This is a genomic window from Escherichia sp. WS3227_2 (assembly GCF_046486495.1).
GTDB classification, from domain to species: Bacteria; Pseudomonadota; Gammaproteobacteria; order Enterobacterales; family Enterobacteriaceae; genus Escherichia; species Escherichia coli.
Window position 1 is genome coordinate 18581 of the sequence record NZ_JBJQLG010000025.1, and the last position, 21598, is coordinate 40178.

Consider the following 21598-nt stretch of genomic DNA (forward strand, 5'->3'; position numbering starts at 1 on the left):
CGTAATAGTCTGGCGGTTATTTGAATTCTTTTGTTAATAATCCCTGTGTGATATTCATCACCTTATTTACCCGTTGTCATCGATACCGTAATCGCCACATTAACACTGCTCGTGCAATTGCCATGGGTGCAATTTTTAAGGAGTTGTTATGATCCACGCCTTTATTAAAAAAGGGTGTTTTCAGGATTCGGTCAGTTTAATGATTATTTCACGAAAACTCAGCGAATCAGAAAATGTTGATGATGTTTCCGTAATGATGGGTACGCCCGCCAATAAAGTGTTATTAGATACCACAGGTTTCTGGCATGACGATTTTAATAACGCCACGCCGAACGATATTTGCGTGGCAATTCGTAGCGAAGCGGCGGATGCGGGGATCGCGCAGGCGATTATGCAACAGCTTGAAGAGGCGCTAAAACAACTGGCGCAGGGTTCAGGCAGCAGCCAGGCGTTGACGCAGGTGCGTCGCTGGGACAGTGCCTGTCAGAAATTACCCGATGCCAGTCTGGCGCTGATTTCAGTGGCTGGCGAGTATGCGGCGGAACTGGCGAATCAGGCGCTGGATCGCAACCTCAACGTGATGATGTTCTCCGATAACGTCACGCTGGAAGATGAAATCCAACTTAAAACCCGCGCGCGGGAAAAAGGCTTGCTGGTGATGGGGCCGGACTGCGGTACGTCGATGATTGCCGGCACGCCGCTGGCTTTTGCTAACGTGATGCCGGAAGGCAACATTGGCGTCATTGGCGCTTCCGGTACCGGGATTCAGGAGCTGTGCTCGCAGATTGCGCTGGCAGGGGAGGGAATTACTCACGCGATTGGCCTTGGCGGCCGCGACCTCAGCCGTGAAGTGGGCGGCATCAGTGCGCTGACGGCGCTGGAAATGCTCAGTGCAGACGAGAAAAGCGAAGTGCTGGCATTTGTTTCAAAACCACCTGCCGAAGCGGTGCGTCTGAAAATTGTTAATGCCATGAAAGCAACCGGCAAACCGACGGTGGCGCTGTTTTTAGGTTATACCCCGGCGGTGGCCCGCGACGAGAATGTCTGGTTTGCCTCCTCGCTGGATGAGGCCGCACGCCTGGCTTGCCTGCTTTCACGCGTTACGGCGCGACGTAACGCGATAACGCCTGCCAGCAGCGGATTTATTTGCGGTTTGTATACCGGCGGTACGCTGGCTGCCGAAGCGGCGGGATTACTTGCCGGACACCTTGGCGTGGAAGCCGATGATGCCCATCATCACGGCATGATGCTCGACGCCGATGGTCACCAGATTATTGACCTCGGCGATGATTTCTACACCGTCGGGCGTCCCCATCCGATGATCGACCCGACCTTACGCAACCTGTTAATTGCCGATCTCGGCGCTAAACCGCAAGTGCGCGTGTTGCTGCTTGATGTCGTGATTGGCTTCGGTGCGACTGCCGATCCTGCCGCCTCGCTGGTGAGCGCCTGGCAAAAAGCCTGTGCCGCGCGTCCAGACAATCAACCACTGTATGCCATTGCCACGGTGACAGGCACCGAACGTGACCCGCAATGCCGCTCGCAACAAATCGCCACGCTGGAAGATGCGGGGATCGCGGTAGTGAGTTCGCTGCCGGAAGCCACCTTGCTGGCAGCGGCGCTGATTCATCCGCTTTCGCCTGCCACTCAGCAACACACACCGTCATTACTGGAAAACGTCGCCGTGATTAACATCGGATTACGCAGCTTTGCGCTGGAGCTACAAAGCGCCAGCAAACCGGTTGTGCATTACCAATGGTCGCCAGTCGCCGGCGGCAATAAAAAACTGGCTCGTTTATTAGAACGTTTGCAATAAGGGGTTCCCATGTTTACATCAGTGGCGCAAGCCAATGCTGCGGTTATCGAACAAATTCGTCGCGCTCGTCCACACTGGCTGGATGTGCAACCGGCTTCTTCACTTATCAGCGAACTAAACGAGGGCAAAACACTGCTTCACGCCGGGCCGCCAATGCGCTGGCAGGAGATGACCGGACCCATGAAAGGGGCATGTGTGGGCGCATGTCTGTTTGAAGGCTGGGCGAAAGATGAAGCGCAGGCGCTGGCAATGCTGGATCAGGGGGAAGTGAACTTCATTCCTTGTCACCATGTGAATGCCGTCGGGCCAATGGGCGGCATTACTTCTGTCAGTATGCCGATGCTGGTGGTCGAGAACGTGACCGACGGCAACCGGGCGTACTGCAACCTCAACGAAGGTATCGGCAAAGTGATGCGTTTTGGCGCTTACGGCGAAGATGTCCTGACTCGCCATCGCTGGATGCGCGATGTGTTAATGCCAGTATTAAGCGCGGCGCTGGGGCGCATGGAGCGCGGTATCGATCTCACCGCGATGATGGCGCAGGGCATTACCATGGGCGATGAGTTCCATCAGCGCAATATTGCTTCCTCAGCACTGTTAATGCGTACGCTGGCCCCACAAATTGCTCGCCTCGATCATGATAAACAGCACATTGCGGAAGTGATGGATTTCCTCAGCGTGACCGATCAGTTCTTCCTCAACCTCGCGATGGCCTACTGCAAGGCGGCGATGGATGCTGGCGCGATGATCCGCTCAGGCAGCATCGTTACGGCTATGACCCGCAACGGCAATATGTTCGGGATTCGGGTCAGCGGGCTGGGCGAACGCTGGTTTACTGCGCCTGTAAACACTCCGCAAGGTCTGTTTTTCACCGGCTTCTCGCAGGATCTGGCGAACCCGGATATGGGCGATAGCGCGATTACCGAAACCTTTGGTATCGGAGGTGCGGCAATGATCGCAGCGCCTGGCGTAACGCGCTTTGTCGGTGCGGGTGGCATGGAAGCGGCCAGAGCGGTATCTGAAGAGATGGCGGAAATTTACCTTGAACGCAATATGCAGTTGCAGATCCCAGGCTGGGATTTTCAGGGCGCGTGCCTGGGACTGGACATTCGTCGCGTGGTAGAAACCGGCATTACGCCACTCATCAATACCGGTATCGCCCATAAAGAGGCGGGGATCGGGCAGATTGGCGCAGGCACTGTGCGGGCACCGCTGGCGTGTTTTGAACAGGCGCTGGAAGCACTGGCTGAAAGCATGGGGATTGGTTGAGGAACGCGCAATGACGATCATCCATCCTCTGCTTGCCATTAGTAGCGCACCGAATTATCGCCAGTCCTGGCGGTTAGCGGGAGTGTGGCGGCGGGCGATTAACCTGATGACGGAAAGCGGCGAACTGTTAACGCTGCATCGTCAGGGTAGTGGTTTCGGCCCCGGAGGATGGGTGCTTCGCCGCGCGCAATTCGATGCGTTATGCGGTGGATTATGCGGCAATGAACGACCACAGGTTGTGGCTCAAGGCATTCGCCTCGGACGTTTCACGGTTAAACAGCCACAGCGTTATTGTTTGCTGCGTATTACGCCGCCTGCGCATCCTCAACCGCTTGCAGCGGCATGGATGCAACGCGCGGAGGAAACCGGGCTTTTCGGGCCACTGGCGATGGCGACAAGCGATCCGCTGCCTGCTGAATTACGCCAGTTTCGTCACTGTTTTCAGGCCGCGCTCAATGGCGTTAAGACCGACTGGCGGCACTGGCTGGGTAAAGGGCCGGGATTAACGCCGAGTCATGATGACACGCTGAGCGGAATGCTGCTGGCAGCCTGGTATTATGGCGCTTTAGATGCGCGCTCCGGTCGCCATTTTTTTGCCTGTTCCGACCATCTTCAACTCGTTACCACTGCGGTGAGCGTCAGTTATTTACGTTATGCCGCGCAAGGATATTTCGCCTCGCCACTCCTGCACTTTGTTCATGCTCTGAGTTGCCCGAAACGTACCGCTGTTGCGATTGATTCGCTGCTGGCGCTGGGGCACACGTCAGGGGCAGATACGCTGCTGGGGTTCTGGCTTGGTCAACAATTATTACAAGGAAAACCATGAAAACACTGGTTGTGGCTCTTGGGGGCAACGCCTTACTCCAGCGCGGTGAGGCGCTGACGGCAGAAAATCAATATCGTAATATTGCCAGTGCTGTACCCGCGCTGGCGCGCCTGGCCCGTTCTTATCGGCTGGCGATTGTTCACGGCAACGGACCGCAGGTGGGGCTGCTGGCATTACAGAATCTGGCGTGGAAAGAGGTAGAACCGTATCCGCTGGATGTGCTGGTGGCGGAAAGTCAGGGGATGATTGGCTATATGCTGGCGCAGAGTTTGAGCGCACAGCCGCAGATGCCGCCTGTCACGACAGTGCTGACGCGCATTGAAGTTTCGCCTGATGATCCGGCGTTTTTACAGCCAGAGAAGTTTATCGGTCCGGTTTATCAGCCAGGAGAACAAAAGGCACTGGAAGCGGCTTACGGCTGGCAGATGAAACGTGATGGTAAATATTTACGCCGGGTGGTGGCGTCTCCGCAACCACGTAAAATTCTCGACAGTGAAGCCATCGAGTTGTTGCTCAAAGAGGGGCATGTGGTGATTTGCAGTGGCGGCGGCGGTGTGCCTGTGACGGAAGATGGGGCAGGGAGTGAAGCGGTGATTGATAAAGATCTCGCCGCTGCGTTGCTCGCTGAGCAGATTAACGCCGATGGGCTGGTGATCCTCACCGATGCTGATGCGGTATATGAAAACTGGGGAACGCCGCAGCAACGCGCCATTCGCCGTGCCACACCGGATGATTTAGCGCCATTTGCCAAAGCCGATGGTTCGATGGGGCCGAAGGTAATGGCGGTGAGTGGCTATGTCAGAAGCCGTGGTAAACCCGCGTGGATTGGGGCGTTATCGCGGATTGAAGAGACGCTGGCGGGCGAAGCGGGGACCTGTATTTCGCTGTAGTCGTAGGCATTCGGTATTTGTGCCTGATGCGATGCTGATTATCCGACCTGGAAATATCACTGTTTCCACAGGTCGGATAAGGCGTTCACGCCGCATCCGGCAATCAAATGAGCACCAGGTTAACTGAACTTACTCTGCGCCCAAATCACGCCGCTGGCATACTCCGGCGGCAGCAGCGGGATTAAGGCTTCCAGCGTCGCGGTCAGACGCGATGTGTCGCTGTCGGTCAAATTCAGATGCCCCACTTTACGCCCCGGACGGACTTCTTTGTCGTACCAGTGCAGATGCACCAGCGGCAGTTTCAGCCAGTCATAATTCACATCGCTACCAATCAGGTTGATCATCACCGACGGACTATTCACTATCGGTTGCGGTAACGGCAGATTGGTAATCGCCCGCAGATGCAGCTCAAACTGGCTGATGCTGGCACCGTTTTGTGTCCAGTGACCGCTGTTATGCACACGCGGAGCCAGTTCGTTGATCAGCAGACCTTGCGGGGTGACAAAACACTCCATCGCCATCACGCCCACATAGCCCAGCTCCTGCATAATCGCCGACAGCATCTCTTCGGCCTGCGCCTGCTGCTGCGCGTTGGCCTGCGGGAAAGCGACGCTGGTGTGCAAAATACCGTCCTGATGCAGGTTATGCGTCAGCGGATAAAACACGGTGCTACCATCAAAGCCGCGCGCGCCAACCAGCGACACTTCGCCAGAGAAGTTAATGCCCTGCTCGACAATACATTCGCCGTAACACTCTGCCGGTAACTGTTCGGTTTCATCGGTGCGTAAACGCCATTGACCGCGACCGTCATAGCCACCAGTGCGACGCTTAACAATCGCCAGCTCACCTAAACGATCAAACACCGCAGGCCACTCGCTGCGATCGGCAAGTAACTGCCACGGTGCGGTCGGCAGGTGGAGCTTATCGAAAAGCTGCTTCTGAGTCAGACGGTCAGCAATAATCGGGAATACATCGCGGTTCACAAAGGCCGGATGGCGCGCCAGCTCGCGGGTTAATGCGGTTTCCGGCCAGCGTTCGATCTCAGCGGTAATCACACTTTGTTGAAAAGGCACCGCCGTCGGTTCAGCGTCCAGCCCGACTGGCCAGACAGCAATGCCTAACGGTTCGCCTGCCTGACGCAGCATACGGCCTAACTGCCCGTTACCGAGGACGCAAACCTGTTTCATGCCGCACCTCGCGGGTCCGGGTTTTCCAGCACTTCGTCAGTCTGGGCTTTGCGCCAGTCATTCAGACGCTGGTGTAGCTCTTTATCATGAGTTGCAAGAATTTGTGCTGCCAGTAACGCCGCGTTTGCCGCGCCAGCTTTACCAATCGCCAGTGTACCCACCGGAATGCCGCGCGGCATTTGTACGATGGAGTAGAGGCTATCGACACCGCTCAGTGCGGCGCTCTGTACTGGCACGCCCAGCACTGGCACCAGCGTTTTGGCGGCAATCATGCCAGGCAGGTGCGCTGCGCCGCCTGCGCCCGCAATAATCACCTGATAACCGTTTTCTTCGGCACTTTCGGCGAAGCTGAACAGTTTATCGGGGGTGCGGTGAGCAGAAACCACTTCAACGTGGTGTGGGACATTCAGGATTTCGAAGATTTCGGCGGCGAACTGCATGGTAGCCCAGTCGCTTTTGGACCCCATCACGATGGCGACACGCGCCGGATTATTGCGGGAAGACATGCGTCTTAAAACTCCTGTGGTGCACAACTCTCGGCTTTAGAGGGCACAGAGAATAGCACGGAAAGAGAGCAAGGAAAACGGTTGCGTGGCTGTGAAATCAGCAAAGTTGCGGGTATTTAAAACGGAAAATGAATCAGCTCAACGTCATCTGCCGTGACTTTCACCATTGAACCTTCCGTATGCCAGGCACCCAGCACGACGCGGAAAGCAGGTTGCTGATTGGCGATAAGTTCATGTACTGCCGGGCGATGGGTATGCCCGTGAATCAGCCATTGCACCTGATGTTTTTCCATCGCACTGACCACCGCGTTTTGGTTAACGTCCATGATCGCCAGCGATTTACTGCTGTTGGCTTCTTTGCTGTTCGCTCGCATTCGCGCGGCAATGCGTTTGCGCACAAACAACGGCAGGGCGAGGAATAGCGTTTGCAGCCAGGGTTTGTGGACTTTGGCGCGAAAAGCCTGATAACCGGCGTCATCGGTGCACAGCGTGTCGCCATGCATAATCAATACCCGGCGACCATACAGTTCGAGCACCTTTTCTTCCGGCAATAACGTCATGCCGCTTTCACGGGCAAAGCGTTTGCCGAGCAGAAAATCACGGTTGCCATGAATGAAATAACAGGGAACACCGGAATCGGACACCGCTTTGATCGCTGCCGCCATCTGGCGATGGAGTGGGTTGGGATCGTCGTCGCCAATCCACGCTTCAAACAGATCGCCAAGAATATACAGCGCGTCGGCCTTGCGGGCTTCCCCCGCTAAAAAACGCAGAAAACCGGCGGTGATCGCCGGTTCTTCCGCGCAGAGATGAAGATCTGCAATAAAGAGTGTCGCCACGATTACTCGCTAACGGTCACGCTTTCAATGATAACGTCTTCTTTTGGCACGTCCTGGTGCATACCGCTACGACCGGTTGCAACACCTTTGATTTTGTCTACCACGTCCATGCCTTCAACCACTTCAGCAAACACGCAGTAACCCCAACCTTGCAGGCTTTCGCCAGAGAAGTTCAGGAAGTCGTTATCAACCACGTTGATGAAGAACTGTGCAGTTGCAGAGTGCGGTGCCTGAGTACGGGCCATTGCCAGCGTACCACGGGTATTTTTCAGACCGTTGTTGGCTTCGTTTTTGATCGGGTCTTTGGTGGTTTTTTGCTTCATGCCCGGCTCAAAACCGCCGCCCTGAATCATAAAGCCGTTGATTACACGGTGGAAAATGGTGTTGTTGTAAAAACCTTCGCGGCAGTAGTCCAGGAAGTTTTTAACTGTTTCAGGTGCTTTATCGTCAAAAGTTTTGATGACAATATCGCCGTGATTGGTGTGGAAAGTAACCATTTTTGCATCCTGTTCCGTTTGATTGGTGCTTCAACCCGGTTCGGGTCATATATAGGGTGGTGTTATAGCATAACCGCACGATCGGATCATCACGCAATGTATGCTGATTCGCGCGGGAAATATGGGTATTATACGCAACTCAATTACCCACACATGTCTAAACGGAATCTTCGATGCTAAAAATCTTCAATACTCTGACACGCCAAAAAGAGGAATTTAAGCCTATTCACGCCGGGGAAGTCGGCATGTACGTGTGTGGAATCACCGTTTACGATCTCTGTCATATCGGTCACGGGCGTACCTTTGTTGCCTTTGACGTGGTTGCGCGCTATCTGCGTTTCCTCGGCTATAAGCTGAAGTATGTGCGCAACATTACTGATATCGACGACAAAATCATCAAACGCGCCAATGAAAATGGCGAAAGCTTTGTAGCGCTGGTGGATCGCATGATCGCCGAAATGCACAAAGATTTTGATGCTTTGAACATTCTGCGCCCGGATATGGAGCCGCGCGCGACGCACCATATCGCAGAAATTATTGAACTCACTGAGCAACTTATCGCCAAAGGTCACGCTTATGTGGCGGACAACGGCGACGTGATGTTTGACGTACCGACCGATCCGACATATGGCGTGCTGTCGCGTCAGGATCTCGACCAGCTGCAGGCAGGCGCGCGCGTTGACGTGGTCGACGACAAACGCAACCCGATGGATTTCGTTCTGTGGAAGATGTCGAAAGAGGGCGAACCGAGCTGGCCGTCGCCGTGGGGCGCGGGCCGTCCAGGCTGGCACATTGAATGTTCGGCAATGAACTGCAAGCAGCTGGGTAACCACTTTGATATTCACGGCGGCGGTTCAGACCTGATGTTCCCGCACCACGAGAACGAAATCGCTCAGTCCACCTGTGCGCATGATGGTCAGTATGTGAACTACTGGATGCACTCCGGGATGGTAATGGTTGACCGCGAGAAGATGTCCAAATCGCTGGGTAACTTCTTCACCGTGCGCGATGTGCTGAAATACTACGATGCCGAAACCGTGCGTTACTTCCTGATGTCGGGGCACTATCGCAGCCAGTTGAACTACAGCGAAGAGAACCTGAAGCAGGCGCGTGCGGCGCTGGAGCGTCTCTACACTGCGCTGCGCGGCACCGATAAAACCGTTGCGCCTGCGGGTGGGGAAGCGTTTGAAGCGCGCTTTATTGAAGCGATGGACGACGATTTCAACACCCCGGAAGCCTATTCCGTGCTGTTTGATATGGCCCGTGAAGTGAACCGTCTGAAAGCAGAAGATATGGCAGCGGCGAATGCAATGGCGTCTCATCTGCGTAAACTTTCCGCTGTATTGGGCCTGCTGGAGCAAGAACCGGAAGCGTTCCTGCAAAGCGGCGCGCAGGCAGACGACAGTGAAGTGGCTGAGATTGAAGCGTTAATTCAACAGCGTCTGGATGCCCGTAAAGCGAAAGACTGGGCGGCGGCAGATGCGGCGCGTGACCGTCTGAATGAGATGGGGATCGTGCTGGAAGATGGCCCGCAAGGGACCACCTGGCGTCGTAAGTAATTGCGCTATTGCCGGATGCGAGTTTTCGCATCCGGTTATCGCCTGCACCACCACAACATTCCCATCAGTAGCATCCCCGGCAACCACACCCACATTAATTCAGAAATAATCACCTGATGCCCGTACGGCGTGGTGTAACGAGACAATGCAAACGGCGCGACTTTAATCACCTGCCAGGGGGCGAAAAAGCGTTCATCTGACCACGGCCATAGCCAGCCAACGCCTTTACCGCCAGTGGTTACCGAATCCAGCAAGCTGTGCGATAGCAACGAGACGGTTAAAAACAGCCAGCAGCGAATCAGCCCAGCCCTGAACTATCGGCGTCCAATCAGCACACATAACAGCGGGACAACAAACGCAAACACCAGCGAATGGGTAAACCCGCGATGACCAAAAACATTGCCGTAAGCAACGCCAAATTTAAACGACAAGACGTCGGCATCGGGCAGCATCGCCAGGATGATTCCGGCAAATAACAGGCGCGGAGGGATGACTTTCGAACCCAACCCTAAAGCAATGCAAAGGGGAACGGCTGCGTGCGTAATAATGGTTGGCATGATGGTCGCTTCGGCAAAATGTCGATGCTATCAGCATGGATGAACGGGGCGTAGAGGGCAAAAGTCTGAAAAGAGAACCGGCCTGTTGTTACAGGCCGGGAAAGGGATCAGGCAACAACCTGTATGCTGTGACCTGCAAAACTCACTGTCTGACCGGCGACGATTTTGCAGCGTTTGCGCGTTTCAACCGCACCGTCGACTTTCACCTGGCCTTCGGCAATCGCGATTTTCGCCTGCGCGCCGCTTTCGCTCCAGCCTTCCAGTTTCAGCAAGTCGCACAGCTCAACGTGCGGATGTTTACCTAAAGAAAATGTCGCCATGTTACTCACCCTGTGGATCATGATATTCAACGCACGCCTGTAGCGTGTTTTCAATCAGCGTGGCAACCGTCATCGGGCCAACGCCGCCGGGAACAGGCGTAATGTATGAGGCGCGTTTAGCCGCGTCTTCAAACACGACGTCGCCCACAACTTTGCCATTTTCCAGACGGTTGATGCCGACATCAATCACAATTGCGCCTTCTTTGATCCAGTCACCGGGAATAAAGCCTGGCTTACCGACGGCAACGATCAATAGATCGGCATTTTCTACGTGATGACGCAGATTTTTAGTGAAGCGGTGAGTCACGGTGGTGGTGCAACCTGCGAGCAACAGTTCCATGCTCATTGGGCGACCGACGATATTCGATGCGCCAATCACCACGGCGTTAAGGCCGAAGGTATCAATGTTGTAACGCTCAAGCAGTGTGACGATACCGCGCGGGGTGCAGGGACGCAGACGCGGCGCGCGCTGGCACAGACGACCGACGTTGTAAGGATGGAAACCGTCCACGTCTTTGTCCGGATGAATACGTTCCAGCACTTTGACGTTATCAATACCCGCCGGTAACGGCAGTTGAACCAGAATGCCATCGATGGTGTTGTCGGCATTCAGCGCATCGATAAGCTCCAACAGCTCCGCTTCGCTGGTGGTTTCCGGGAGGTCATAAGAGCGGGAGACGAACCCGACTTCTTCACAAGCCTTGCGTTTGCTTGCGACATAAATTTGCGATGCAGGGTTACTACCCACCAGCACAACGGCCAGTCCTGGTGCCCGCAGTCCGGCTGCAATACGCGCCTGAACTTTTTGAGCAACTTCAGAGCGCACCTGCTGCGCAATCGTTTTACCGTCAATAATCTTTGCTGCCATCAGAGAGAGGATTCCATCTGTTACGTAGGTCGAAGGGGATGCGCCTATTTTGTCAGAAGCGGGGCGCGCTGTCAGGTTTCGTTTCAGATTTATCGCGTGAAGCGACCTCTTGCGAAGGTTAGGCGCACCGTCGCTGAGGTCGCTGAGATTGAAAGCTTCATTTTTCGTCCATGATGGCGTTGTAAATCTGGAACTGACTTATTTCCTTGTCAAAGGATTAAGATAATTTAAGAAATACCTGACAATATAAAAAGAATTTTCAGCCTGGTAATTTACCGCTTCAGGTCTATATTTGTGTTGAATATATTTTGCGCGGAAGTATTCATCTAACGGGGCTCTCTATTTTTTAGAATAGAGTGCATATTTTCAATTAAGACATTCTTAGAGGATAAAAAGGAATTTACTACTATAAGTGTCTTAAATAAAGTAATCGGTTATATACGGATGTGGAGTCGATAAATGAGATTGAAGGAATATATATGAAATTAAGATTTATTTCGTCTGCGCTGGCCGCCGCACTATTCGCCGCTACGGGTAGTTATGCTGCCGTTGTAGATGGCGGTACAATTCACTTTGAAGGCGAACTGGTGAATGCTGCCTGTTCAGTGAATACTGACTCGGCAGACCAGGTTGTCACACTCGGTCAATATCGTACCGATATTTTCAATGCTGTTGGTAATACCTCTGCATTAATTCCATTCACTATACAGTTGAACGACTGCGATCCTGTCGTTGCCGCTAATGCTGCCGTTGCATTTTCTGGTCAGGCGGATGCAATCAATGATAATTTATTGGCCATTGCATCCAGTACTAATACAACAACAGCAACGGGTGTCGGTATTGAAATACTTGATAATACATCCGCAATTCTCAAACCTGATGGGAATAGCTTCTCAACCAACCAGAACTTGATCCCCGGGACCAACGTTCTTCATTTTTCTGCACGTTATAAAGGCACCGGTACAAGTGCATCAGCAGGGCAAGCAAATGCTGACGCGACTTTTATTATGAGATACGAATAATCAAAACCACGTTGTTTTGAATTATATATCACGTCTTATAACAAAGTAATGTACCGGTTGTCTGAAGCGGTATGGTGGCAATGTAAATCGAAATCATGTTCACTTTGTATCATGCCGCTTTATTAAATGAAAAGGGAATGATGTGTTGTAAGAAACCAAAGCAATCATTTCTTTATATTTCTTATTTTTGCCGTCAGGAATACACAAGGCGTATTAACTATGATGACTAAAATAAAGTTATTGATGCTCATTATATTTTATTTAATCATTTCGGCCAGCGCCCATGCTGCCGGAGGGATCGCATTAGGTGCCACGCGTATTATTTATCCCGCTGATGCTAAACAGACTGCGGTATGGATTAGAAATAGCCATACCAATGAGCGCTTTCTGGTCAATTCGTGGATTGAAAACAGCAGCGGTGTAAAAGAAAAGTCATTCATCATTACACCGCCACTGTTTGTTAGTGAACCCAAAAGCGAAAATACTTTGCGTATTATTTACACCGGTCCACCGCTGGCGGCAGATCGTGAGTCTTTGTTCTGGATGAATGTTAAGACGATCCCTTCGGTAGATAAAAATGCATTGAACGGCAGGAATGTTTTGCAACTGGCGATTTTATCGCGCATGAAATTATTTCTCCGTCCAATTCAATTACAAGAATTACCCGCAGAAGCGCCGGACACACTCAAGTTTTCGCGATCCGGTAACTATATCAATGTTCATAATCCATCACCTTTTTATGTCACCCTGGTTAACCTGCAAGTGGGCAGCCAAAAACTGGGGAATGCTATGGCTGCACCCAGAGTTAATTCACAAATTCCCTTACCCTCAGGAGTGCAGGGAAAGCTGAAATTTCAGACCGTTAATGATTATGGTTCAGTAACCCCGGTCAGAGAAGTGAACTTAAACTAACCGAATCATCTGACAATATCAGAGCTAATTATGAAAATACCCACTACTACGGATATTCCGCAGAGGTATACCTGGTGTCTGGCCGGAATTTGTTATTCATCTCTTGCCATTTTACCCTCCTTTTTAAGCTATGCGGAAAGTTATTTCAACCCGGCATTTTTATTAGAGAATGGCACATCCGTTGCTGATTTATCGCGCTTTGAGAGAGGTAATCATCAACCTGCGGGCGTGTATCGGGTGGATCTCTGGCGTAATGATGAGTTCATTGGTTCACAGGATATCGTATTTGAATCGACGACAGTAAATACAGGTGATAAATCAGGTGGGTTAATGCCTTGTTTTAATCAGGCACTCCTTGAACGAATTGGCCTTAATAGCAGTGCATTCCCCGAGTTAGCCCAGCAGCAAAATAATAAATGCATTAATTTACTGAAAGCTGTACCTGATGCCACAATTAACTTTGATTTTGCAGCGATGCGCCTGAACATCACTATTCCTCAGATAGCGTTGTTGAGTAGCGCTCACGGTTACATTCCGCCTGAAGAGTGGGATGAAGGTATTCCTGCTTTACTCCTGAATTATAATTTCACCGGTAACAGAGGTAATGGTAACGATAGCTATTTTTTTAGTGAGCTCAGCGGGATTAATATTGGCCCGTGGCGTTTACGCAACAATGGTTCCTGGAACTATTTTCGCGGAAATGGATATCATTCAGAACAGTGGAATAATATTGGCACCTGGGTACAGCGCGCCATTATTCCGCTGAAAAGTGAACTGGTAATGGGAGACGGCAATACAGGAAGTGATATTTTCGATGGCGTTGGATTTCGTGGTGTACGGCTTTATTCTTCCGATAATATGTATCCTGATAGCCAGCAAGGGTTTGCCCCAACGGTACGTGGGATTGCCCGTACGGCGGCCCAGCTAACGATTCGGCAAAATGGTTTTATTATCTATCAAAGCTATGTTTCCCCCGGCGCTTTTGAAATTACAGATTTGCACCCGACATCTTCAAATGGCGATCTGGATGTCACCATCGACGAGCGCGATGGCAATCAGCAGAATTATACAATTCCGTATTCAACAGTGCCGATTTTACAACGCGAAGGGCGTTTCAAATTTGACCTGACGGCGGGCGATTTTCGTAGCGGTAATAGTCAGCAATCGTCGCCTTTCTTTTTTCAGGGCACGGCACTCGGTGGTTTACCACAGGAATTTACTGCCTACGGCGGGACGCAATTATCTGCCAATTACACCGCCTTTTTATTAGGGCTGGGGCGCAATCTCGGGAACTGGGGCGCAGTGTCGCTGGATGTAACGCATGCGCGCAGTCAGTTAGCCGACGACAGTCGTCATGAGGGGGATTCCATTCGCTTCCTCTATGCGAAATCAATGAACACTTTCGGCACCAATTTTCAGTTAATGGGTTACCGCTATTCGACACAAGGTTTTTATACCCTTGATGATGTTGCGTATCGTCGAATGGAGGGGTACGAATATGATTACGATTATGACGGTGAGCATCGCGATGAACCGATAATCGTGAATTACCACAATTTACGCTTTAGCCGTAAAGACCGTTTGCAGTTAAATATTTCACAATCACTTAATGACTTTGGCTCGCTTTATATCTCTGGTACCCATCAAAAATACTGGAATACTTCGGATTCAGATACCTGGTATCAGGTGGGGTATACCAGCAGCTGGGTTGGCATCAGTTATTCACTCTCATTTTCGTGGAATGAATCTGTAGGGATCCCCGATAACGAACGTATTGTCGGACTTAATGTTTCAGTGCCTTTCAATGTTCTGACCAAACGTCGCTATACCCGGGAAAATGCGCTCGACCGCGCTTATGCCTCCTTTAACGCCAACCGTAACAGCAACGGGCAAAATAGCTGGCTGGCAGGCGTTGGTGGGACCTTACTGGAAGGCCACAACCTGAGTTATCACGTAAGCCAGGGCGATACCTCGAATAATGGGTATACGGGCAGCGCCACGGCAAACTGGCAGGCCGCTTACGGTACGCTGGGGGTCGGGTATAACTACGACCGCGATCAACATGACGTTAACTGGCAGCTGTCTGGCGGTGTGGTCGGGCATGAAAATGGTATAACGCTGAGCCAGCCTTTAGGGGATACCAATGTTTTGATTAAAGCGCCTGGCGCAGGCGGTGTACGCATTGAAAATCAAACTGGAATTTTAACCGACTGGCGCGGCTATGCGGTGATGCCGTATGCCACGGTTTATCGGTATAACCGTATCGCGCTTGATACCAATACGATGGGGAATTCCATCGATGTTGAAAAAAATATTAGCAGCGTTGTGCCGACGCAAGGCGCGTTGGTTCGTGCCAATTTTGATACCCGCATAGGCGTGCGGGCGCTCATTACCGTTACCCAGGGCGGAAAACCGGTGCCGTTTGGATCACTGGTACGGGAAAACAGTACCGGAATAACCAGTATGGTGGGTGATGACGGGCAAGTTTATTTAAGTGGTGCGCCATTGTCTGGTGAATTACTGGTTCAGTGGGGAGACGGCGCGAACTCACGCTGCATTGCGCACTATGTATTGCCGAAGCAAAGCTTACAGCAAGCCGTCACTGTTATTTCGGCAGTTTGCACACATCCTGGCTCATAAAGGAAATTATCAATGAAGATAATCTGCAGATTATTATTGGCAATGGCATGTTTGTGTCTGGCAAACATATCCTGGGCTACTGTTTGTGCAAATAGTACTGGCGTAGCAGAAGATGAACACTATGATCTCTCAAATGTCTTTAATAGCACCAATAACCAGCCAGGCCAGATTGTTGTTTTACCGGAAAAATCCGGCTGGGTAGGTGTGTCAGCAATTTGTCCACCCGGCACGCTGGTGAATTATACATACCGTAGTTATGTCACCAACTTTATTGTTCAGGAAACTATCGATAATTATAAATATATGCAATTAAATGATTATCTATTAGGTGCGATGAGTCTGGTTGATAGCGTGATGGATATTCAGTTTCCCCCGCAAAATTATATCCGTATGGGAACAGATCCTAACGTTTCGCAAAACCTTCCGTTCGGGGTGATGGATTCTCGTTTGATATTTCGTTTAAAGGTTATTCGTCCTTTTATTAACATGGTGGAGATCCCCAGACAGGTGATGTTTACCGTATATGTGACATCAACGCCTTACGATCCGTTGGTTACACCTGTTTATACCATTAGTTTTGGTGGCCGGGTTGAAGTACCGCAAAACTGCGAATTAAATGCCGGGCAAATTGTTGAATTTGATTTTGGTGATATCGGTGCATCGTTATTTAGTGCGGCAGGGCCGGGTAATCGACCTAATGGTGTCATGCCGCAAACCAGGAATATTGCGATCAAATGTACGAATGTTGCTGCGCAGGCTTATTTAACAATGCGTCTGGAAGCCAGTGCCGTTTCTGGTCAGGCGATGGTGTCGGACAATCAGGATTTAGGTTTTATTGTCGCCGATCAGAACGATACGCCGATCACGCCTAACGATCTCAATAGCGTTATTCCTTTCCGTCTGGATGCAGCTGCGGCAGCCAATGTCACACTTCGCGCCTGGCCTATCAGTATTACCGGTCAAAAACCGACCGAAGGGCCGTTTAGCGCGCTGGGTTATTTACGCGTCGATTATCAATGAGGTACGGAGAATGAGAAGAGTACTCTTTAGCTGTTTCTGCGGGCTACTGTGGAGTTCCAGTGGATGGGCAGTTGACCCTTTAGGAACGATTAATATCAATTTGCACGGTAACGTTGTTGATTTCTCCTGTACCGTAAACACAGCGGATAAGGATAAGACGGTAGATTTAGGCAGATGGCCTACGACACAACTACTGACCGCTGGCGATACCACGGCACTCGTCCCTTTTAGCCTGCGGCTGGAGGGATGTCCTCCGGGTTCAGTTGCGATTTTATTTACGGGAACGCCGGCATCTGATGCCAACCTGCTGGCTCTGGATGATCCCGCAATGGCACAAACCGTCGCCATCGAATTACGTAATAGCGATCGCTCCCGGCTCGCACTGGGGGAGACGAGCCCGACTGAGGAAGTAGATGCAAATGGCAATGTCACGCTAAACTTTTTTGCCAATTATCGGGCGTTAGCCAGCGGTGTTCAGCCTGGTGTGGCGAAAGCGGATGCGATATTTATGATCAATTACAATTAATATTATATTAATTCATATAATTTGGCGTAGTCGATAAGCTCTACAATTGAATGCAAACCTAGCTTGCCATAAATATTAGATTTATGCGCACTAACTGTTTTATTGCTAAGTAATAACTTGTCGGCAATTTCTTTATTAGATAATCCGCTGACCAGATAACGTAATATCGTCACTTCACGATTAGATAGCACAGTGATCGTTGAACTATTCGTGCTACATTTATTGCTTTTTATATAGTTGAGCGTTTCGCTGGGAAAAAAAGTGTATCCGGAGAGGATCATCTGAACGGCATGAAAAATATCATTCTGATCATTGCATTTACTGACAAAACCGTTAGCACCAGCTTGTATCGCTCTGCCAGCATAAAAGCATTCTGATTTCGATGATAAAAATAATACTTTCACTGTGCTCTGGATTTGTTTGATCCTTTTCAGGAAGGTAAAACCGTCTGTACCGGGCAAGTCTATATCCATAATGATTAAATCAACAGGACGGGTTCGGAGATAATCGATGGTTATGCGATAATCATCCGTTTTCAGGACAATTTGCAATTCACTGTTTTTTTGCAACAGAACTTCAATAGACATTCTGATGATAGGATGAGTATCCATAATGATCACCGACGTTGGTTTCATAGTTACCAGTCTCATTGGATCGGACAATTTTCCGTTAGGTCGGGAAATTGTACTTTGATACATGAAAATACGGGTTTTCTTGATTCAGACGCGCAGCGGTGTGCGTTTGTTTGCCGCTATAGCGAAATAAATCAGAAAATCAGACGCGGTCGTTCACTTGTTCAGCAACCAGATCAAAAGCCATTGACTCAGCAAGGGTTGACCGTATAATTCACGCGATTACACCGCATTGCGGTATCAACGCGCCCTTAGCTCAGTTGGATAGAGCAACGACCTTCTAAGTCGTGGGCCGCAGGTTCGAATCCTGCAGGGCGCGCCATTACAATTCAATCAGTTACGCCTTCTTTATATCCTCCATAATTCCAGAGTGGGACATATTTGGGACATTATCACCAAAAATGTCGTCTATTTTCCTCGCATGCTCTGTCAAATGATTAGGCGCAAGGTGAGCATACCTACGAACCATTTCTATGGACTCCCATCCGCCCATTTCCTGAAGCACTGATAATGGGACGCCTGACTGAATCAGCCAGCTTGCCCAGGTGTGTCTGAGGTCATGGAAACGGAAATCTTCAATTCCTGCACGACGACAAGCTGATAGCCATGATGTCTTGCTGTCGATGCGCATCTTCCTGACCGCAGGCGTTGATGTTCCATCTGCTCGCTTAGCCGCCTTGGTATGTACAAACACCCATTTGTGATGCTTGCCTATTTGATCACGCAACACTTTACAGGCGGTATCGTTCAGCGCCACACCAATGGCGCGGTTTGATTTGCTCTCTTCTGGATTCACCCAGGCAACTCGTCGCTGCATGTCGATTTGTTGCCATTCCAGATTTATGATGTTCGACTTTCTCAGACCAGTTGCCAGCGCAAACTTGACGACAGATTTCAGTGGTTCGGGGCACTCATCAATAAGGCGTTTTGCTTCCTCCTTTTCCAGCCATCTGACTCGCTTGTTTCTGACCGCTGGTATCTTGATGACAGGCGCTTTTTCCAGCCACTTCCAGTCGCGTTCTGCAGCACGGAGAATGGCCTTTATCATGGCAAGATGCTTTGCCTTTGTCTGAGTTGATACTGGCTTTGGTTCATAAACAGGCAGTTCTTTACCTTTCCTGATGGCGGCCTGAACTTTCTGTTTCCATATTTCTTTCGTCTTTCTGTTATGCATTCTGCTTACAGCAGAGTAAATCTTTGCCTCCGAGATATCTTTAAGCCTTATACCCTCAAAATGTTCAAGCCAGAACTCAATCCGGCTTTTATCTGAATCGAGAGATTTTTTATCAGCTTTTTCCTCAAGCCATCTTAGGCAGGCCTCTTCAAAAGTGACATCAGGTAAATCCCCTAGCTTTTCTACTCGCCAGAGTTCTGCTTTTCGCTTGTCGTGCAACTCCTGAGCTTGCCGCTTGTCCTTTGTGCCAAGAGATTCCTTAATTCGTTTCCCGCCCGGGAGCGAATACGAGGCATACCATATTTCATTTCTGCGGAAGAGTGACATTTTCTTTCCTCTGTTATGCCATCACCCGCGCTCACCTGGACAGTATGCAGCGGAGACTGAAGCGCCGCAATGCAGGCTTGCCGTGTTGTGAGGTAAGGAGATTTTGGCTTGGTTGGATCTTTACGTGTTGCCTGTAGGCGGCCTGTTCGTATCCAGTTGGTGGCGGTTGGTCTGGATATCTTAAGAAACTGACAGGCCTCATCGAGTGTGAGGCTGTATGATTCCATGGTTACCTCTGCTTTTTGAACGCATGTCACGTAACTTCTTAATGTGTTCTGCCGTTTCGATCTCTTCTGCTATCCGATCTGCATCAGCTTTATTCACAGGTTCAAAGTCATGATTAAAGCGGAACATGCTGGCGATACATGTTCTGCCTTTTCGGATGTAGTGAACTTTGTTGTGGGTAGAACGCAGGATTTTGCAGGGAGTGCCGTGGTGGTCGACGTACCAGGTGTTAGGAAAAATGATTCTGAACATTTTTACACCTCAGTTGGACGATGTTGAAATTTGCTGCTTTGAGGCCATCACAGTCCCCATTGTTTGTTCTTAAGTTCGATCTCCTCCTGGCAACTTGCACAAGTCCGACAACCCTGAACAGCCAGGCGTCTTCGCTCATCTATCGGATCGCCACACTCACAACAATGAGTTGCGGATACAGTCTGGTAGTTCTGACGACGCATTTTTATTGCTGTATTGCGCTGTAATTCTTCGATTTCTGATGCTGAATCAATGATGTCTGCCATCTTCCATTAATCCCTGAATTGTTGGTTAATACGCTTGAGGATGAATGCGAACAATAAAAAAGGAGCCTGTAGCTCCCTGATGATTTTGCTTTTCATGTTCACCGTTCCTTAAAGACGCCGTTTAACATGCCGATCGCCAGGCTTAAATGAGTCGGTGTGAATCCCATCAGCGTTACCGTTTCGCGGTGCTTCTTAAGTACGCTACGGCAAATGTCATCGACGTTTTTATCCGGAAACTGCTGTCTGGCTTTTTTGATTTCAGAATTAGCCTGACGGGCAATGCTGCGAAGGGCGTTTTCCTGCTGAGGTGTCATTGAACAAGTCCCATATCGGCAAGCATAAGCACACAGAATATGAAGCCCGCTGCCAGAAAAATGCATTCCGTGGTTGTCATGCAGCCTCCCGACGGGCAAGAATCCTTGAGCCGAACGCCATCAACTCTCCACGATCAACGGTCGTAAAGTGGCAGTGTGTACGGGGGTATGGGTGCCAGATAATGAGCATCGAGCCTTTATTATTTCCACTGACGGGTTTCTCAGTGAGTGGGTTAATAAATGCCAGTCGTCCTGCCGTGATGAATCTGACCTCACTGGCGGTTTGTATCGCTTCATGAAACCATCCGACAGATGTGTCAGCAGGCAATAACATTACACATCCCACACTACTGAATTTGTTTTCAGTGGCTGCCTTTTTCACAAAAGGGGAAATATTGCTGTATGGTGGATTCAACCAGACATAACCAGAGGCATATCCCATTGCTTCAGGCCATGAAGTGGTTAATGTGTTCTGCTCCTGTGAGATAAAAAGCCGACATAGTCGGTTTTTTTCGCTGGCGGCAGCATCAAGTTGAAAAACGAACTCTGCATTAAGCGCAGCAAAAATCTCTGGTGGTGTGCGCCAGCTGTCGCGATGTTCGGCAGGAGTATTGCTTCCGGTGAAATCAGTCATACAGCCCCCGTTTATTATTTATCGCCTCAGCCAGCCGCTGTGCTTTCAGTGGATTTCTGATAACAGAAAGGCCGGGAAATACCCAGCCTCGCTTTGTAACGGAGTAGATGAAAGTGATCGCGCCTACCCGGATATTATCGTGAGGATGCTTCATCGCCATTGCTCCCCAAATACAAAACCAATTTCAGCCAGTGCCACGTCCATTTTTTCGATGAACTCCGGCACCATCTCGTCAAAATTCGCCATGTACTTTTCATTCCGCTCAATCACGACATAATGCAGGCCTTCACGCTTCATACGCGGGTCATAGTTGGCAAAGTACCAGGCATCTTTTCGCGTCACCCACATGCTGTACTGCACCTGGGCCATGTAAGCCGATTTTATGGCCTCGAAACCACCGAGCCGGAACTTCATGAAATCCCGGGAGGTAAACGGGCATTTCAGTTCAAGGCCGTTGCCGTCACTGCATAAACCATCGGGAGAGCAGGCGGTGCGCATACTTTCGTCGCGATAGATGATC

At 50.4% G+C, this 21598-nt stretch carries 24 protein-coding genes, 1 tRNA gene and 2 pseudogenes; 11 read left to right on the forward strand and 16 right to left on the reverse strand.

Annotated elements, in window-relative coordinates; translation table 11 throughout:
• Positions 1-148 precede the first annotated feature (148 nt).
• From ACJHXB_RS23205 to ACJHXB_RS23220, 4 genes are read left to right on the forward strand one after another with little or no spacing between them, the layout of a single operon-like run.
• The gene (locus tag ACJHXB_RS23205; protein ID WP_000580929.1) at positions 149-1816 is read left to right on the forward strand and encodes an acyl-CoA synthetase FdrA; all 1668 of its coding nucleotides are present in this window, start codon (positions 149-151) and stop codon (positions 1814-1816) included.
• 9 nt (positions 1817-1825) lie between these two features.
• Positions 1826-3085: a DUF1116 domain-containing protein gene (locus tag ACJHXB_RS23210; RefSeq protein ID WP_000495377.1), complete on the forward strand. Its 1260-nt coding sequence runs from the start codon at positions 1826-1828 to the stop codon at positions 3083-3085.
• Positions 3086-3095: 10 nt separating this feature from the next.
• On the forward strand, positions 3096-3911 hold the full coding sequence (locus ACJHXB_RS23215) for a DUF2877 domain-containing protein (RefSeq protein WP_001469128.1): 816 nt from the start codon (positions 3096-3098) through the stop codon (positions 3909-3911).
• A complete protein-coding gene (locus ACJHXB_RS23220; RefSeq protein WP_000855392.1) occupies positions 3908-4801 on the forward strand; it encodes a carbamate kinase in 894 nt (297 codons plus the stop codon). Before ACJHXB_RS23215 ends, ACJHXB_RS23220 begins: the two co-directional genes overlap by 4 nt.
• Before the next feature lie 119 nt (positions 4802-4920).
• Here the strand turns inward: ACJHXB_RS23220 and purK are convergent, their stop codons facing one another.
• The 4 genes from purK to ppiB all read right to left on the reverse strand — a co-directional run bounded on the left by purK (position 4921) and on the right by ppiB (position 7830).
• Positions 4921-5988, reverse strand: a complete 1068-nt coding sequence (purK, locus tag ACJHXB_RS23225) for a 5-(carboxyamino)imidazole ribonucleotide synthase (protein WP_000815588.1) — start codon at positions 5986-5988, stop codon at positions 4921-4923.
• Positions 5985-6494 carry a 5-(carboxyamino)imidazole ribonucleotide mutase gene (gene purE / locus ACJHXB_RS23230; RefSeq protein WP_001295318.1) on the reverse strand — a complete coding sequence of 170 codons (510 nt, stop codon included), beginning with the start codon at positions 6492-6494 and terminating at the stop codon, positions 5985-5987. Before purE ends, purK begins: the two co-directional genes overlap by 4 nt.
• A 116-nt stretch (positions 6495-6610) precedes the next feature.
• The gene (gene lpxH, locus ACJHXB_RS23235; protein WP_000212237.1) at positions 6611-7333 is read right to left on the reverse strand and encodes a UDP-2,3-diacylglucosamine diphosphatase; all 723 of its coding nucleotides are present in this window, start codon (positions 7331-7333) and stop codon (positions 6611-6613) included.
• A gap of 2 nt (positions 7334-7335) precedes the next feature.
• Positions 7336-7830, reverse strand: a complete 495-nt coding sequence (gene ppiB, locus ACJHXB_RS23240; RefSeq protein WP_000256006.1) for a peptidylprolyl isomerase B — start codon at positions 7828-7830, stop codon at positions 7336-7338.
• A 173-nt stretch (positions 7831-8003) separates the two neighbouring features.
• Here ppiB and cysS point away from each other — a divergent pair, with 173 nt between their 5' ends.
• On the forward strand, positions 8004-9389 hold the full coding sequence (cysS, locus tag ACJHXB_RS23245; protein WP_000912345.1) for a cysteine--tRNA ligase: 1386 nt from the start codon (positions 8004-8006) through the stop codon (positions 9387-9389).
• Between the two features lie 35 nt (positions 9390-9424).
• Here the strand turns inward: cysS and ACJHXB_RS23250 are convergent.
• From ACJHXB_RS23250 to folD, 3 genes and pseudogenes are all read right to left on the reverse strand, one after another.
• Positions 9425-9946: pseudogene (locus ACJHXB_RS23250) on the reverse strand (metal-dependent hydrolase).
• A 107-nt stretch (positions 9947-10053) separates the two neighbouring features.
• Entirely contained in the window at positions 10054-10266 is a 213-nt protein-coding gene (gene ybcJ / locus ACJHXB_RS23255; RefSeq protein ID WP_000190285.1) for a ribosome-associated protein YbcJ, read from the reverse strand.
• A gap of 1 nt (position 10267) precedes the next feature.
• Complete coding sequence (folD, locus tag ACJHXB_RS23260) at positions 10268-11134, reverse strand: bifunctional methylenetetrahydrofolate dehydrogenase/methenyltetrahydrofolate cyclohydrolase FolD (protein ID WP_000729155.1); 867 nt, start codon at positions 11132-11134, stop codon at positions 10268-10270.
• A gap of 479 nt (positions 11135-11613) precedes the next feature.
• On the opposite strand from folD, the gene fimA reads away from it, so the two are divergent.
• The 5 genes from fimA (at position 11614) to sfmF (ending at position 17254) form a co-directional block, all read left to right on the forward strand.
• The gene (fimA, locus tag ACJHXB_RS23265; RefSeq protein WP_000776555.1) at positions 11614-12156 is read left to right on the forward strand and encodes a type 1 fimbrial major subunit FimA; all 543 of its coding nucleotides are present in this window, start codon (positions 11614-11616) and stop codon (positions 12154-12156) included.
• A 219-nt stretch (positions 12157-12375) separates the two neighbouring features.
• The gene (fimC, locus tag ACJHXB_RS23270) at positions 12376-13068 is read left to right on the forward strand and encodes a type 1 fimbria chaperone FimC (RefSeq protein WP_000988364.1); all 693 of its coding nucleotides are present in this window, start codon (positions 12376-12378) and stop codon (positions 13066-13068) included.
• A gap of 30 nt (positions 13069-13098) precedes the next feature.
• Positions 13099-15708, forward strand: coding sequence for a fimbrial biogenesis usher protein (locus ACJHXB_RS23275; RefSeq protein WP_001308462.1), 2610 nt, complete (start codon positions 13099-13101; stop codon positions 15706-15708).
• Between the two features lie 12 nt (positions 15709-15720).
• On the forward strand, positions 15721-16728 hold the full coding sequence (gene fimH / locus ACJHXB_RS23280) for a type 1 fimbria D-mannose specific adhesin FimH (RefSeq protein WP_000691071.1): 1008 nt from the start codon (positions 15721-15723) through the stop codon (positions 16726-16728).
• A 10-nt stretch (positions 16729-16738) separates the two neighbouring features.
• Complete coding sequence (gene sfmF / locus ACJHXB_RS23285) at positions 16739-17254, forward strand: fimbria assembly protein (protein ID WP_001255236.1); 516 nt, start codon at positions 16739-16741, stop codon at positions 17252-17254.
• 2 nt (positions 17255-17256) lie between these two features.
• Here sfmF and fimZ read toward each other — a convergent pair whose 3' ends face one another.
• On the reverse strand, positions 17257-17889 hold the full coding sequence (gene fimZ / locus ACJHXB_RS23290) for a fimbria biosynthesis transcriptional regulator FimZ (RefSeq protein WP_000805422.1): 633 nt from the start codon (positions 17887-17889) through the stop codon (positions 17257-17259).
• 242 nt (positions 17890-18131) lie between these two features.
• On the opposite strand from fimZ, the gene ACJHXB_RS23295 reads away from it, so the two are divergent.
• Positions 18132-18208: transfer RNA gene (locus ACJHXB_RS23295), tRNA-Arg, on the forward strand.
• A 15-nt stretch (positions 18209-18223) separates the two neighbouring features.
• Here the strand turns inward: ACJHXB_RS23295 and ACJHXB_RS23300 are convergent.
• From ACJHXB_RS23300 to ACJHXB_RS23335, 8 genes and pseudogenes are all read right to left on the reverse strand, one after another.
• Complete coding sequence (locus ACJHXB_RS23300; RefSeq protein WP_001299447.1) at positions 18224-19387, reverse strand: integrase; 1164 nt, start codon at positions 19385-19387, stop codon at positions 18224-18226.
• Between the two features lie 161 nt (positions 19388-19548).
• A pseudogene (locus tag ACJHXB_RS23305) lies at positions 19549-19614 on the reverse strand (helix-turn-helix domain-containing protein); the annotation flags it as partial.
• Positions 19586-19864 (reverse strand): DUF4222 domain-containing protein, encoded by a 279-nt coding sequence (locus ACJHXB_RS23310; protein WP_000488407.1) that lies wholly within the window; start codon positions 19862-19864, stop codon positions 19586-19588. The gene ACJHXB_RS23310 and the pseudogene ACJHXB_RS23305, both read right to left, overlap by 29 nt.
• Positions 19865-19911: 47 nt before the next feature.
• Positions 19912-20130 (reverse strand): TraR/DksA family transcriptional regulator, encoded by a 219-nt coding sequence (locus tag ACJHXB_RS23315; RefSeq protein WP_000763390.1) that lies wholly within the window; start codon positions 20128-20130, stop codon positions 19912-19914.
• A gap of 98 nt (positions 20131-20228) precedes the next feature.
• Complete coding sequence (locus ACJHXB_RS23320) at positions 20229-20444, reverse strand: hypothetical protein (RefSeq protein WP_000188870.1); 216 nt, start codon at positions 20442-20444, stop codon at positions 20229-20231.
• Between the two features lie 76 nt (positions 20445-20520).
• Positions 20521-21078: a phage N-6-adenine-methyltransferase gene (locus tag ACJHXB_RS23325; protein WP_000129285.1), complete on the reverse strand. Its 558-nt coding sequence runs from the start codon at positions 21076-21078 to the stop codon at positions 20521-20523.
• Positions 21071-21232 carry a DUF1317 family protein gene (locus tag ACJHXB_RS23330; RefSeq protein WP_000682294.1) on the reverse strand — a complete coding sequence of 54 codons (162 nt, stop codon included), beginning with the start codon at positions 21230-21232 and terminating at the stop codon, positions 21071-21073. The genes ACJHXB_RS23325 and ACJHXB_RS23330 overlap by 8 nt, the downstream gene beginning before the upstream one ends.
• A partial coding sequence (locus tag ACJHXB_RS23335; RefSeq protein WP_144020029.1) for a YqaJ viral recombinase family protein occupies positions 21229-21598 on the reverse strand: 370 nt, incomplete at its 5' end. The genes ACJHXB_RS23335 and ACJHXB_RS23330, both read right to left, overlap by 4 nt.